Consider the following 14694-nt stretch of genomic DNA (forward strand, 5'->3'; position numbering starts at 1 on the left):
CCTAAAATTTATTTAATATTCATTGCCAGCCGCAGATTCTCCTGCAAGATGACCTGTTGACCATGCAATCTGCAGATTATATCCACCTGTTACAGCATCAACATCCATAACTTCACCGGCAAAATATAAGCCTTTCTTGATACGAGACTCCATTGTTGAAGGATTTATTTCTTTTAAATTGATACCGCCTCTAGTAACAATTGCCTCTTTAAAACCTCTTGTTCCTGTTACATGCATAACCATGTCTTTGGTAGTATCAACTAATCTTTGCCTGTCTTTTTGAGAAATCTCACTAACCTTTTTATCAGCACTTATACCTGTAAGTTCTATCATAACCGGTACAAGTTTAGCAGGAAAAAGACCTCTTAATATGCTTTGATACTCTTTTCTGTTACCTTTTTCAAAATCTCTGATAATACGCTTATCAAGCTGCTCTTTTGAAAGAGCTGGTTTCAAATCAAGGTGCAGAATATACTTTTTTCCTTCTTCATAGAAAGTACTTGCTGTCAGAATTAGTGGTCCGCTTATTCCAAAATGTGTAAATAGCATTTCTCCAAAGCCTTCATATGCAGGCTTTTTTTTCTTTTTCTTTTTGGAAGACTTTTCTGAAGAAATTTCGGCATTTGATGTTTCTTCTGATTTAACTAATGCTTCCTCTTCCATCTTAACAGCCACATTTTTCAATGACAGTCCCTGAAGACTCATGCACCAATTCTCTTTTATAGTTAATGGAACAAGACTTGGATAGCATTTTTCAACTTTGTGTCCGGCTTTTTTGGCGAATCTGTATCCATCTCCACTACACCCTGTACTTTCATATGATAATCCACCAGTACAAACAATTACAGCATCAACATTTATTACATCCTTATCATTTACTGTGATACTGCAAACCTTATCCTCATCAAAACCAATTGAAGTTACTTCGCTACCATATTTTACCCTGATATGTCTTTTCTGCATGGCAAAAACAAGTGTTTTGATAATATCTGATGAATGATCAGACACAGGAAAGACACGTTCTCCACGTTCAACCTTTAGTGCACATCCATTCTTTTCAAAAAACTCCATAACACTTGTGTGATCATATCCATAAACCGCACTATACAGAAACTTTTCGCCTCTTCTAACATTTCCGAAAAAGTCATTCGTATCTACATTAGTAGTGACATTACATCTTCCTTTTCCTGTAATGTAAATCTTTTTTCCTGCTTTTTCGTTCTTTTCATAGACGGTTACCTTGGCACCGTTATCTGCTGCAGTTATTGCAGCCATCATTCCTGCTGCACCTGCACCAATTACTGCTATATTTTTCATTAAAAATCCATTTCTATTTCTTATTACTCAACTATTTGCCTGATTAAAAAACAAGACAACCTAGCCTTGCCAAATATCACTTAATAATCTATTTGGCTTTAATCATTTCATAGAATTAAACGCTGACTCTAACATAACTACTGAATCATCATAATCTAGATCATAATCACCTGTCACAGCCATGCATCCACTTCCATGTATAAAGATCCACATTTTCATAAACAACATATCAGGATTGCTGACTCCAAGTTCTTTAGCTCGCACCACTTCCTTAGAAATATGTTCTCCAGCTCCATTTAATATATCATACATACTCTTACCGCTTGTTTCATGACTTGTCAAAAAAAGCAACCTGAACAAGTGAGGATATTTCTGTGCAAATTCTATATACGCAAGTCCCAAATCCACAAAAGGTATATTATGAGATTTGCGATATCCCGTAAAGTAGTCTTCATAAAATGAACTAGCTTTAAGAAAAACATCTTGCTTTAATGCTGCCATATTTTCGTAAATACGAAAAATCGGCTGTGTTGAACATCCCGCAGCTGCTGCAAGCCTTCTAGAAGTAATAGAATCAAATCCATCTTTTTTAGTAATCTTAAAAGCTGCATTTACGATTTCAGCCTTAGTAATATTTGCTTTACGTGACATATCCCCCTCCCATCAACCTCTAAATAGTTTTAGCGTAACGTTTGTTATTATTTTACACTTTTTGGTGAAATTCTGTCAACAATACTACGAAGTACAATTTCAGCATCTTCAGCTGTTTCTTCAATTGTCACGTCAGCATATTTCTCATACAAACTGCAGCGTTCTTCATAGAGCTGTTCAAAGGTCTGATTTTCTCTAATAACCACGCCTCTTTGCTGAATATTGCCAAGTCTCTTAACAAGACGATCATAATCAACTTTTAAATATATCACAGTTCCGATTTCTTTGAAATGCTTCATTTCATTTTCACCATAAACTGCGCTGCCACCTGTTGCTATGACAGTATTAGAAACATTGATAGAAGAGTTTATTTTATCTTCAATAGCTATAAAACCATCAATTCCATTCTCTGAAATAATTTCATGAAGCTTCTTTTTTACTTCGTTCTGAATAACAATATCGCAATCCAAAAAAGAATATCCTAAAACCTTTGCTAGTATAACTCCCACTGTACTTTTCCCGGAAGCAGGCATACCAATTAAAACAATGTTATTTTTTTCCATTTCCCCAAAATCCTACTCTTCTATATTTTTACGTGTTACTGTAACTTCTTTTCCGTTTACTTCCAGTACAGCATAGGTTTTCTCAAAACCACTTTGCCTAGGAAGTGTTAGACTACCAGGATTAAGAATAATAAATCCATCATCTAAAACCCGATAATCCGGAACGTGTGTATGACCGTAAATTATCATATCACATTTTTTATTTTTGGCCTGAGCAACCAACCATTCCATATTGTTTATCGGTAAATAATGGTTCTCATATGTATGCCCGTGAAGAACCAGAGCTGTTCTTTCTTCCATTTTCACGATTTGATAAAGTGGATATAGATTACCATAATCACAATTTCCGCTAACTATTCTAAGTTCATAGTTTCCCTGAACAAGTTCTATTTGAGCATCTGCCTCCATGTCGCCTGCATGAATAAGAATATCAAATGGGGCTTCATCTTCCATTATCTGTCTAAGCCACGCATTTTTCCTATGGGTATCACTTACTACCAAGACCTTCATTTTACTCTCCAATTAATTCGGCTCTAATTATAAAAAATGCCAAAAATATTTTAATGCCTAAATCATTTTTCATAGAATCAAAAATGATTTTAGCATACATCTTTATTCTTGCACAGTGTAAAAGAAACCTTCAAATGATTTTTATGTAACTTTTCACCGTCTGTCCATCAAATTCTACATATTCATTTTTTAAAAAGATTTTTTGAGAAGACTTATTTGTTGATTTGACAAGTGCGGTCAAAACTTTAACTTCGCCTATTAATTCTTTTTCTATCAAATCTACTATTTTACTTCCATATCCTTTTCCACGATATTTTGGAGATATCATATAGCTGATTTCTCCAATTTTATTATTTATATCTACTCTTATCTGTCCAATTTTTTCATTATTATCTATTAATATAAACATTCTACAATTATTGTCTGAAAGTTTTTTTTCAAACCATTTTATATGTGATTCATAGTCTATAATTTCATTTGAAAAAGAATTTTCTCTTGTATCCTTGTCATTTCGCCAATCAAGAATATCTCTGGCATCATTTATCGTTGCTTTTTTTAAGTTCATACTCATATTTTTCCCTTTTTAAAATAAAAAACGGATTCTGTTGGAACCATATTCATATCACTATGAGGCATATAATAGCCGTGTGATAAGAATGAAAAACCAAACAGAATCCGCTTTTTCTCTAATACCTTATTTAAAGCATTATAAAAGCATCATCAAGCGTTAACAATTTTACCGAAATCAGGCTTAAGGCTTGCACCGCCAATAAGTCCGCCATCGATATTAGGCTTAGAAAGAAGCTCTGCTGCATTGCCAGCATTCATAGATCCGCCGTACTGAATACGAACAGACTCTGCTGTTTCACTATCATAAAGCTTTCCGATAAGCTCACGAATGAATCCGCAAACTTCCTCAGCCTGATCAGCTGTAGCAGTCTCACCTGTACCAATAGCCCAGATTGGCTCATATGCAATAACAAGATTCTTAACCTGATCTGCTGTTACGCCAGAAAGATCCCAAGTAATCTGTCTTTCAATCCACTCTTTGTAAGTTCCTGCCTTACGAAGTGCAAGAGACTCACCACAGCAAAGAATAGGTATAAGACCAGCAGCAAATGCCTTCTTAACCTTTGCATTGATAAGAATATCATTTTCACCGAAGATATCTCTTCTCTCAGAATGTCCCATGATAACATACTTTACACCTGCATCAACAAGCATAGGAGCAGAAATTTCACCAGTGAAAGCACCCTTATCTTCAATGTAGAAGTTCTCAGCACCAATGCTGACATTTGTGCCTTTTACAGCCTCTACTACAGGAACAATGTCGATTGCCGGAACACAGTATACTACATCAACATTATCATTTACTACTAAATCTTTAAGCTCAGCAACAAGCTTTACAGCCTCAGAAGGTGTCATGTTCATCTTCCAGTTGCCGGCAATAATTCTTCTTCTTGCCATTTTTTACTCCTTTTAATATCAATTCCCCAAGAACTGAATTATTATATTCAAAATTACTTATCGTCTGCAGCGTAAACGCCTGGAAGTTCCTTACCCTCAAGGAACTCAAGAGAAGCTCCACCACCTGTTGAGATGTGGCTCATCTTATCAGCATAGCCAAGCTGGTTAACAGCAGCTGCACTATCACCACCACCGATGATTGTTGTAGCATCTGTCTCAGCTAATGCTTTAGCAACAGCCTTTGTACCTTCAGCAAGTACTGGGTTCTCAAATACACCCATAGGTCCGTTCCATACAACTGTTTTAGCTGTCTTTACAGCATCAGCATAGAGTTCTCTTGTCTTCTCACCGATATCAAGACCTTCCTTGTCATCAGGGATAGAATCTGTTGCAACAGTCTCAACCTTAAGGTTTGCATCATCAATAGGATTTGGGAATCCATCAGCACAAACTGTATCGATAGGCAGAAGAAGCTTCTTGCCCATCTTCTCAGCCTTTTCCATCATTTCCTTACAATAGTCAAGCTTTGTATCATCAACAAGTGACTTACCAACTTTTCCACCCTGAGCTTTAACAAATGTATATGCCATACCACCACCGATGATGAGTGTATCGCACTTCTCAAGAAGGTTATTGATAACGTTAAGCTTATCAGCAACCTTAGCACCACCAAGAATTGCAACAAAAGGACGAACTGGATTCTCGACAGCATTTCCAAGGAAATCAATTTCCTTCTGCATAAGGTATCCAACTGCACAATTTCCACCTTTTTCACGAACATACTTTGTAACTACAGCTACAGAAGCATGTGCTCTATGAGCAGAACCAAATGCGTCACATACATAATCATCGCAAAGATCAGCAAGTTCTTTTGCAAAGTTCTCACCAGCATCCTGTGGCTTTGTCTCTTCTTTTCCTCTGAAACGAGTATTCTGAAGAAGAACTACATCACCTTCCTGCATAGCTTCAACAGCCTTTGTAGCAGCCTCGCCTGTAACATTATAATCAGATACGAATGTTACATTTTTACCAAGCTTCTCAGAAAGACGCTCTGCAACTGGTGCAAGAGACTCTCCTTCATTAGGGCCATTCTTAACTTTTCCAAGGTGGGAGCAAAGAATAACCTTAGCTCCGTCATCGATGAGCTTTTTGATTGTAGGAAGTGCAGCAACTACACGAGTCTCATCTGTAATCTTGCCTTCTTTAAGTGGAACGTTGAAATCACATCTTACGAGAACTCTTCTTCCCTTTGCGTTAAAATCATCAACTGATTTTTTATTTAATGCCATAACAGCCTCCTAATATATTTTAAAATGAAAAAACGAGGGCCGGGCCCTTATGTAGGCTCCGGACCTCGTCATTTTGCTCTTATTCGAACAACAAGCACGGTCTAAGACCGAATACTTTTATTGCAGATTTAAATTAGTTAAGCTCTGCGAAGTACTTGATTGTACGAACCATCTGGCTTGTGTAGGAGTTCTCGTTATCATACCAAGAAACAACCTCAACCTGAGTCTTGCCACCTTCCAGAGGGCTAACCATTGTCTGTGTAGCATCGAACAAAGAACCGAATCTCATACCAACGATATCGCTAGATACGATTTCTTCTTCTGTGTAACCAAAGGACTCTGTCTGTGCAGCCTTCATAGCAGCATTGATTTCTTCCTTTGTTACAGCCTTATCTACTACTGCGAACAGGAGTGTTGTAGAACCTGTAGGAGTAGGAACACGCTGAGCAGCACCGATAAGCTTGCCGTTCAGTTCAGGGATAACAAGACCGATTGCCTTAGCAGCACCTGTGCTGTTAGGAACGATATTGCAAGCACCTGCTCTTGATCTTCTAAGGTCACCCTTTCTCTGAGGACCATCAAGGATCATCTGATCACCTGTGTATGCATGGATTGTGCACATGATACCAGACTCGATTGGAGCAAGGTCATTAAGAGCCTTAGCCATAGGTGCAAGGCAGTTTGTTGTGCAGGATGCAGCAGAGATAATCTTATCATCCTTTGTAAGTGTCTTGTGGTTTACATTGTAAACGATTGTAGGAAGATCATTTCCAGCAGGAGCAGAAATAACAACCTTCTTAGCTCCAGCATTGATGTGTGCCTGAGCCTTTGCCTTGGATGTATAGAAACCAGAGCACTCAAGAACAACGTCTACACCGATTTCGCCCCATGGACAATTGTTTGCATCAGGCTCTTTGTAGATCTTGATTGTCTGACCCTTTACTGTGATTGTTCCAGCCTCGTCATCAGCTGTTACATCATCTTCATGACCGAAATCAACATAACGACCCTGTGAAGAATCATACTTCAAAAGGTGTGCAAGCATGTGAGGTGTTGTCAAATCATTGATTGCTACAACTTCATAACCCTCTGCCTGGAACATCTGTCTGAATGCAAGACGACCGATACGACCGAAACCATTAATTGCTACTCTTACTGCCATTTTAAGTTCCTCCTAAAATGAATATTTAATTGTTGCTGTTACTAATCTTTACAATATCAAAGGTGGATTTTTTCCTTGCCTATGATTGACAAATTTTTATCAGCAATTTCTATTTTACAAAAGTTATTGCAATAATTCAAGTCCTATAGTCTCTATTTCTATAATTCTATAAATTTTTTATAATTAGTGTTGATAAAATCTTATTTTTTTGGTGATAATATAAATTATGCGAAAGATATAATACAATAACAAATACTAATCTTTCTAACTATTTATAGTAACCAGCACAAACTTATTATAAAATATTTCAACATCATAAGAAAGGAATACACATGAAACTTCCTGCTGACTATCACATGCACTCAGAAATATCCGGAGACTGCACTGCTTTTATGGAACAGATGATTTTATCTTCAATTTCAAAAGGGATAAAAGAAATATGTTTTACAGAACATTTGGATTATGACTATCCAGAAATCCTTCCAGATATACCAAAAGGCTGTTTTGAGCCGGACATGCCTAAATATATTTCCTTATACAATAATCTTTCTCAAAAATACAAAGATAAAATCACAATAAAATTTGGAATTGAAATCGGGCTTCAGCCTCAAATAGTAAATAAAAACAAAGATTTCGTTTCTTCTTATCCTTTTGATTTTGTAATTGGTTCTATTCATCTTTGTGAGCATGACGATCCATATTATCCTGATTTTTGGAAAGGAAGAAGCGTTCAGGATACTCTAAGACTTTTCTTTGAGGATACGCTTAAAAACATCGAAGTTTTTGATAACTTTGACGTCTTAGGACATTTAGATTATATAGTAAGATACATCCCTGACAAAGGCCTTTACAACTATTCTCCACGAGATTTTGATGATATTATAACCAAAATTCTTAAGACTCTTATTTCCAAGGGTAAAGGACTTGATTTAAACACCAAGGCACTCAAATACCCTAATACCAATCAACCTAATCCACACAGCTATATTTTAGAAAAATATGGCAGGCTTGGAGGGAAAATAATAACTTTTGGCTCTGATGCTCATATTTCAGAAGATACTGCGCTTTATTTTGATAAAGCTGTTGCCATAGCCAGAAAGTGCGGTTTTAACGGTTATTATACCTTTGAAAAAAGAGAAAAAACATTTCATCCATTCACTTAATAGTTTATCTGCCGAAATACAAAGTGTATGGTGTAAAATTTGCATTTCACAATGTAAGTTTGTTTCTCGTCATGTTTTGATAATTACTTGCTTATATGCTAAAAACAAATGTTTTTGTTTAAATTTTTAAGGAAACAGGTACTTATATGGATAAAAAACGAAGTGACTTTTTGCGTGGACTCCGCCGCCACAAGCTCTGTAGCATTTTAGTTATTTTCGGTGCCGCAGTTGCATCCTTTATCATTCTTTTCAAAAGACAAAGCTTAAGAGATAGAATCTTTATCGATAATGATTTGAAGATTTTATGCCTTATCCTTTATCTTGTTCTGGTATTCGGATTAGTATATGTTCTAGCCGACCTCGTCCTGCTTAGATCATATTCTCAAAAAGGATACAATCTTCAAAGGATGGCATATTTGGATGCTCTTACCGGACTTCCCAACAGATCTTCCTTCGATATGTATTTCAGAAAATTCGACACTAGAAAAAAACTCAGTAACCTTGGAATGATTCTAATGAGTATTGACTCTCTTGCACTTGTTAATACAAACCTTGGGCATGAGAAAGGCGACGAACTTATCGGTTTCTTTTGTGAAATGCTGATGGATATTAGTGAGGATTTTGGTTTCATTGGCAGAAACGGAGGGAACGAGTTTCTTTTAGCAATAGAAGATGTAACCGACAATAAACGAGAACTTTTTTTAAAAAAACTGGCACTTAGAATCAAGGATCACAACATTTTACACCCCGATACCCCTATGACAATTCGATACGCTTTTTCAAGCGGTGATGCCACAAATGACGAACTGTATACTCTTCTTATTTCACAAACCTATGTAGCTTTCAGAGAAAAAGGACAATTACTTAGCCTATGAGTCAGCTTGATTATTCCTACATAGCAGATCTTGTAGTTGCATGTTGGAATGATGACAGTAAGGCTTTTGCAGAATTATATGCACTTACTCAGGATCGAGTTTATAATTACTGTTATCATTATCTGCATGATTCATATCTAGCACAAGATGCTGTGCAGGACATTTACATTACTGCTCTGCAGAACATTCGCAAACTTAAAGATCCGTCATTGTTTGTAGCATGGCTTAATCAAATAAGTTTCCATACCTGTTATGACATGACTATGAAAAGCAAAAAAGACAATGAATCGTATGATTCAGACGTTTTCGACTTTCTGCAGGACAATCATTTTTATCTGAATCCGGAAGAAGCGCTTGATACCAAGGTAAATGACGAACTTTTAAAGGCTGCGATTGATTCACTTTGCTTTAATGAAAAGCAAATTATCGTAATGCATTACATGCAGTCCATGAAACTAAAAGATATCGCCAATGCCATGGGTCTATCTCTTTCCACTATTAAGCGTCATCTTTCGAGTGCTCAGAAAAATTTAAAAAAATTACTAACCGCTTCATCTTAAGAAATCTTTGAGGTTTTTTATGTCTATTTTTAAAAAAAATAAAATTTATACAATGAAAAACGAGGATGCCACCAAGACACTCGATAACATTTTAAAAGCATGTAACAAGAAGCCGGTCAAAGTTGATTTCGAAGCGATAAAGAAATCAAAACAATCTACCAGCGCTGCTTATTTTAACGCCATAGCAATCGGTATAATAGTGCTGATTATAACAATACTTATGCCTCTTGCCTTCTTGAAAGGTTCAGTGGTTAGATTTATTTTCAAAGTCCCTTACAAGGACACTACCAGTTATTCTTCTGTTAAAACTAGTGAAGAACTTGAAGATGGGCCTACAGCTGCAAGTGCATCTGGATATTCAATTTCAACAATCAAGGGAAGTAGAGATAACACCCCTGTAGTACTAAAGCCATCCATGAATGGAAAAGTATCTTTCAAAAGTGATATATGCGTTATAGATGCCAGTAACGCTAATGAAGGTTATATTTATGCCAGATACACCGGACCAAATCCAAAAGTAAAGCTTCAAATAACAGGTCCTGATACTGTTACTTACACATACAATATGAAAACAGGTGGAGGCGCGTTTGAAGTTTTTCCTCTTTCTGCAGGTGATGGCGAATATCTTCTGGTTGTTTATGAAAATATATCAGGCAACCAGTATTCAGTTGGCTTTACAACTAATATAACAGCCACCCTTCGTGATCCTTTTTTACCTTATTTATATCCAAATCAATATGTGTGGTTCGAAGACAATTTCAAATCTATTGACAAAGGAAAAGAACTTGCCTTTTCAGCAAATAGTGATTTAGACGTTATAAGAAACGTTTATAATTATATGATTTCAAATATCACTTATGATTATGACAAAGCCGAAAATGTAAAAAGCGGATATGTTCCTGATATCGATATTATATTAGATTCTAAAACCGGAATCTGCCTGGATTACGCCTGTCTTATGGCATCAATACTTAGAAGTCAGAGAATCCCAACACACATGGAAGTTGGCTATGCAGGAACTCAATATCATGCCTGGATTAGCTGTTATGTTGATGACAGCGGATGGGTTAATGGTATCGTTCAATTTAACGGTTCAACCTGGCAGCTAATGGATCCAACTTTCGGAAGCACTACCCCCGAAAAAACTCTCAGAAGCTATATTGCAAATTCATCTAATTACAACGTCAAATACATATATTAAATACATCAAAAAAATTGACTTTTTAGTTGAAGAAAACCATACAACCATGAGGAAAAACAAATATGATTCAGAGAATATCCAGAAAACAAAAAAATCTCTCTTTTGCAGAAATATCCGATTTCTGTAATGAGCTTTCCATGCTTATCAAAAGCGGTATTACTCCTTCTTCTGCCATTGATATTCTTCTAATCGACACCAAAGATAATTCCGCACAAATAATTCTGAAAAGAATGCAGGAAATTCTGCATCAGGGAATGCCTTTGTCAGAAGCTATAAACGATTCAAAAGTCTTCCCTCCTTATGTCTATTCAATGATTAAGATGGGTGAAGAATCCGGAAACCTTGATGTAGTACTGTCATCTCTTTCCGACTATTATGAAAGAGAATACAATTTGTCTGAAGATATTAGAAGTGCTGTATTATATCCTCTTATTATGGTAACAATGATGTTTATGGTAATTCTAATCCTTGTCACAAAAGTCATGCCGATATTTGGCCAGGTTTTTGCACAGCTTGGAACAAGTCTCAACTCTTTTTCCAACACTTTGCTTAATATCGGGCAGGCATTAAACAACTGGGCACTATTCATAGCCTTTATACTGATTATTCTAGGAATTTTATTTGTCTATTCCACTCAGACAACAAACGGTCATAAGCTCTTCAAGAAAGTTTCTGGTAATATAAGACCTTTCAAACAAATATATCATGATTTGGCAGCAGCAAGATTTGCAGGAACTATGTCACTTGCTATTTCCAGTGGAATGGACACATATAATGCTCTAAATATTGTTTCGCAGATAGTGGAAAGTAAAGAAATTGAGGAAAGTATCAAACTTTGTCGTAAAAAAATTCTTGAAGGAGACAGTTTTCCCGAAGCTGTCGAAAAGACTAATATCTTTTCAAAACTATATAACCAAATGGTATTAGTTGGTTTTAGATCAGGTTCTATGGACCAAGTTCTAGACCAGATTGCAGACAGGTATGAAACCGCAGTTGCAAGAAAAATCAGTAATACTCTATCTATTTTAGAGCCAACACTTGTAATATTTCTATCCATTGTTGTAGGTATGATTCTTCTTGCTGTTATTTTGCCTCTTATGGGCATCATGAGCACTATAGGTTAGCATAAGGGATTTAAAAAATGAAGAACCGTTTTTCAAAAAATACAAATTTTTTTACCTTTGCCAGCAGAATTATGTATATTCTTATTTGCCTGGCACTTATAGCAGGATTTTTCATTTATCTTATAGGTTTTGGGAAAGAAAATAAAGTCCACCAACAAGAATCATTAGAAAGCGCACTAAGACACGATATTGCAGAATGTTACGCAATAGAAGGATTCTATCCTCCAAACCTAAGCTACATAGAAAGTCATTATGGTCTTGTCTATGACAAAAACCTTTTTTTCATAGATTACAATGCTTTTGGTTCAAATATGTATCCTGATGTTACCATAATAAGCATAAGTGACAATAAAATTGAATCTATAAAATAGCAAAGTTATATAAATCTCCAATGTAAGAATCCCAAAAGAAAGCGTGAACCATGAACAATACAAAACCAAGAAGACATATAGTTGATTCTCTTTTCATTATATCGCTTTTGTTTCTCTTTGTTTTTTCTGCCATCCTACTCATTGCTTTAGGAGGAAGTGTATATAAACGCAGTATTAAAGTAGCTCTTAATAACAGTCAAAAAAGAGTTGCTAGCTCGTATGTTCTCCAAAAAATACGACAAGGTGATGAAAATGGCGGAATTTTTATCGGAAGCGTTTCAGATACACCCGCAATAATTATAGACAATAATATAAACGGCCAAAAATATTATACATGCCTATACGTCCATGAAGGTTATCTTATGGAACTTTTGGCAAGTGAAACTGCATTAATTAAAAAAGATAAAAATTCCAGAGATTTTGAAATAACAAAATCATCTGGACAAAAAATAACAAAACTTCAAAATATGACTTTAAAAAGCAATTTATACAACAATCTTGAAATAATTCTTACTTTTGAAGATGGAGAAAATCAAACTGTTTTTGCAACCTTTTTTTCTGAAACATAAAAAGCTTAATAAGAAAGGATTTCTTTCGTGAAAAAAGATTTTGAAAGTAATAGTTCAAATAAATCTTCTCTTTTCTTAATGGAAATGATTGTTGCCACTTTTTTCTTTTCTTTGACATGTACTATATGTGCAATTGTGTTTGTTCACTCTTTTAAAACTCAAAAAAAATCTATAGAACTTAGCAATTCAAACACATTTGCAGAAAATATATCACAGCTTTTATTAAGCGAAAGCGGCAATCTAGGCATCTTAGACGAAAAGTTCAAAGGTTATATTATAAAACCTGATAATAGTAATGATAATTCAGAATGTGTATATTTTTATTTCGATGAAAACTTCAACCTCATTCTAGAAAATGATTTAAAAAACTCTACCAACATCCGTTATCAACTTTTGGTAACTCAAAACATACAAGACGCAAATAAGACCTATAAAACAGCTGACAATCCTGTCATAGAAGGAAAAAGTGTTGTTTATAATATTTATGTCTTCGAAAAAAATGATTTATTAAACACTCTTCCTAAAGACAATATTCAAGAAGCAATTTATCATCTAAGCTTTGATAAATACATAAACTGAAAGGATGAACAATGAATAACAATTCAAATAAGAAAGTTCGCTTTAGTCTTCCTCTTGGAACAGCCTCTATACTTTTGACTTTTCTTACGTTAAGCCTTATTTCCTTTGCTATCCTTTCTATGCAAAGCAGTATCCTTGATTATAGACTAACTCAAAAAGTTGTTTCTCATACAAAAGACTATTATGACGCCTTTCACAAAGCTCAATCTTTTATTGCAATCACTAATACAAAGTGCATGCATATACATAATTCTTCTAAAGATATAGACTATTTTTATAAAACTCTCTCTATAGATAAAAAAAATCCAGTTATTTCAAAAGATTTTGAAATAACTGAATTTCAATTTCTTCATGTTGAATTACAAATAAACTACCCTACAGATTCTTTTTCTAATGATTTTTATAAAGTTATCTCCTATAAAGTTATGACAAGAGATGAACTTCTTGAATACGAAGATCTTCAGGTTCCTGTCTCTAACACGTCCCAAAAATCCAAGTAGTTTCTTATCTTTTTTCAACAATTTCATTAAAAGTTTTATAGTTATGCCTGACCACTTTGAACCTGCTGAATCTGAGTTTCCAAATAGCTGTACAACTCAACAAAGTACTGTTTTGGTATTTGAAATGTATAGCTTTCATTATTAAAAGTCTGGATTTTTATAGCTCCAAAGCTCTTAACAACACTTTTAATATTCTCATATCCAGTTTTAATACTCTGCCCTTGATTATTGGCCTTAAAATTCAAATGTCCCGAAAAGACATATAAGGTTCCATCTGTAAATGCAAGCTGAGTTGGAATCTCAAAACGAGGTTTTTCCTGAACTGGAAGCTCCACTTTCTTCTTCTGCATAACAGATGCTGATGGTGTCTGAAATGTGACTCCATGAACACTGTCTTTTGTACCAAATGTATTAGGCTGCTGCAAAGATTTACCCGCTTGAGGCTGATTATTTGTGGATTGTCCTTGTATTGCCTGTCCTTTAAGACTATTAACTTTTGCAGTAATAAACTTAAAGAACACTTCAGCTGTTTGCACAGAATCAAAGCGAACAGGTACAAACTGGGTCAAAACTCCATTGCTATTAGCAGGTGACTTTGGTGCAATCTTAATCTCACCTGCATTATAGTTGCAAGCAAGTATTCCTATATAAGGAATTACTATCGCATTTGTCCCAGAGCGCAAGAATATAAGACGGTCTTCGCATATCTGTACCATCGCCTTTTCTTTTCCTACATATGCCATTGTTGAACGAATAACCTTTGGAGAATTATCCACTCTGTAAGGCCTCCACT

Annotated in this window: 18 protein-coding genes; 9 read left to right on the forward strand and 9 right to left on the reverse strand. The window is 35.3% G+C overall.

The window, feature by feature from the left end:
* Positions 1–12: 12 nt before the first annotated feature.
* The 8 genes from G634_RS0102040 to gap form a co-directional block, all read right to left on the reverse strand.
* Positions 13–1317 carry an NAD(P)/FAD-dependent oxidoreductase gene (locus G634_RS0102040; protein ID WP_026503898.1) on the reverse strand — a complete coding sequence of 435 codons (1305 nt, stop codon included), beginning with the start codon at positions 1315–1317 and terminating at the stop codon, positions 13–15.
* A 102-nt stretch (positions 1318–1419) separates the two neighbouring features.
* Entirely contained in the window at positions 1420–1968 is a 549-nt protein-coding gene (locus G634_RS0102045; RefSeq protein ID WP_026503899.1) for a TetR/AcrR family transcriptional regulator, read from the reverse strand.
* A gap of 47 nt (positions 1969–2015) precedes the next feature.
* Positions 2016–2531: a shikimate kinase gene (locus tag G634_RS0102050; RefSeq protein ID WP_026503900.1), complete on the reverse strand. Its 516-nt coding sequence runs from the start codon at positions 2529–2531 to the stop codon at positions 2016–2018.
* Between the two features lie 12 nt (positions 2532–2543).
* Positions 2544–3041 carry a metallophosphoesterase family protein gene (locus tag G634_RS0102055; RefSeq protein ID WP_026503901.1) on the reverse strand — a complete coding sequence of 166 codons (498 nt, stop codon included), beginning with the start codon at positions 3039–3041 and terminating at the stop codon, positions 2544–2546.
* A gap of 130 nt (positions 3042–3171) precedes the next feature.
* Positions 3172–3612 carry a GNAT family N-acetyltransferase gene (locus G634_RS17620; protein ID WP_051233626.1) on the reverse strand — a complete coding sequence of 147 codons (441 nt, stop codon included), beginning with the start codon at positions 3610–3612 and terminating at the stop codon, positions 3172–3174.
* A 149-nt stretch (positions 3613–3761) separates the two neighbouring features.
* Positions 3762–4508 (reverse strand): triose-phosphate isomerase, encoded by a 747-nt coding sequence (gene tpiA, locus G634_RS0102065; protein WP_026503902.1) that lies wholly within the window; start codon positions 4506–4508, stop codon positions 3762–3764.
* A gap of 53 nt (positions 4509–4561) precedes the next feature.
* A complete protein-coding gene (locus G634_RS0102070; protein ID WP_026503903.1) occupies positions 4562–5797 on the reverse strand; it encodes a phosphoglycerate kinase in 1236 nt (411 codons plus the stop codon).
* 133 nt (positions 5798–5930) lie between these two features.
* Positions 5931–6959 carry a type I glyceraldehyde-3-phosphate dehydrogenase gene (gene gap / locus G634_RS0102075; protein WP_026503904.1) on the reverse strand — a complete coding sequence of 343 codons (1029 nt, stop codon included), beginning with the start codon at positions 6957–6959 and terminating at the stop codon, positions 5931–5933.
* 332 nt (positions 6960–7291) lie between these two features.
* On the opposite strand from gap, the gene G634_RS0102080 reads away from it, so the two are divergent.
* The 9 genes from G634_RS0102080 (at position 7292) to G634_RS0102120 (ending at position 13901) form a co-directional block, all read left to right on the forward strand.
* The gene (locus tag G634_RS0102080) at positions 7292–8122 is read left to right on the forward strand and encodes a histidinol-phosphatase HisJ family protein (protein ID WP_026503905.1); all 831 of its coding nucleotides are present in this window, start codon (positions 7292–7294) and stop codon (positions 8120–8122) included.
* A 146-nt stretch (positions 8123–8268) separates the two neighbouring features.
* The gene (locus G634_RS20055) at positions 8269–8997 is read left to right on the forward strand and encodes a GGDEF domain-containing protein (RefSeq protein ID WP_026503906.1); all 729 of its coding nucleotides are present in this window, start codon (positions 8269–8271) and stop codon (positions 8995–8997) included.
* On the forward strand, positions 8994–9557 hold the full coding sequence (locus G634_RS0102090; protein ID WP_026503907.1) for an RNA polymerase sigma factor: 564 nt from the start codon (positions 8994–8996) through the stop codon (positions 9555–9557). The genes G634_RS20055 and G634_RS0102090 overlap by 4 nt, the downstream gene beginning before the upstream one ends.
* A 19-nt stretch (positions 9558–9576) precedes the next feature.
* Positions 9577–10758 carry a transglutaminase-like domain-containing protein gene (locus tag G634_RS17630; protein ID WP_051233627.1) on the forward strand — a complete coding sequence of 394 codons (1182 nt, stop codon included), beginning with the start codon at positions 9577–9579 and terminating at the stop codon, positions 10756–10758.
* 62 nt (positions 10759–10820) lie between these two features.
* Positions 10821–11882, forward strand: coding sequence for a type II secretion system F family protein (locus G634_RS0102100; RefSeq protein WP_242826745.1), 1062 nt, complete (start codon positions 10821–10823; stop codon positions 11880–11882).
* Between the two features lie 71 nt (positions 11883–11953).
* Entirely contained in the window at positions 11954–12253 is a 300-nt protein-coding gene (locus G634_RS20060) for a hypothetical protein (RefSeq protein WP_242826746.1), read from the forward strand.
* Positions 12254–12303: 50 nt separating this feature from the next.
* Positions 12304–12822 (forward strand): DUF4860 domain-containing protein, encoded by a 519-nt coding sequence (locus G634_RS0102110; RefSeq protein WP_026503909.1) that lies wholly within the window; start codon positions 12304–12306, stop codon positions 12820–12822.
* Positions 12823–12849: 27 nt separating this feature from the next.
* Positions 12850–13401: a hypothetical protein gene (locus G634_RS0102115; protein ID WP_026503910.1), complete on the forward strand. Its 552-nt coding sequence runs from the start codon at positions 12850–12852 to the stop codon at positions 13399–13401.
* A gap of 11 nt (positions 13402–13412) precedes the next feature.
* Complete coding sequence (locus G634_RS0102120; protein ID WP_026503911.1) at positions 13413–13901, forward strand: hypothetical protein; 489 nt, start codon at positions 13413–13415, stop codon at positions 13899–13901.
* Between the two features lie 41 nt (positions 13902–13942).
* Here the strand turns inward: G634_RS0102120 and G634_RS0102125 are convergent, their stop codons facing one another.
* Positions 13943–14677 carry a hypothetical protein gene (locus G634_RS0102125; RefSeq protein WP_026503912.1) on the reverse strand — a complete coding sequence of 245 codons (735 nt, stop codon included), beginning with the start codon at positions 14675–14677 and terminating at the stop codon, positions 13943–13945.
* Between the last annotated feature and the right edge of the window lie 17 nt (positions 14678–14694).

It is taken from the genome of Butyrivibrio sp. NC3005 (assembly GCF_000424545.1).
Classification (GTDB): Bacteria; Bacillota; Clostridia; order Lachnospirales; family Lachnospiraceae; genus Butyrivibrio.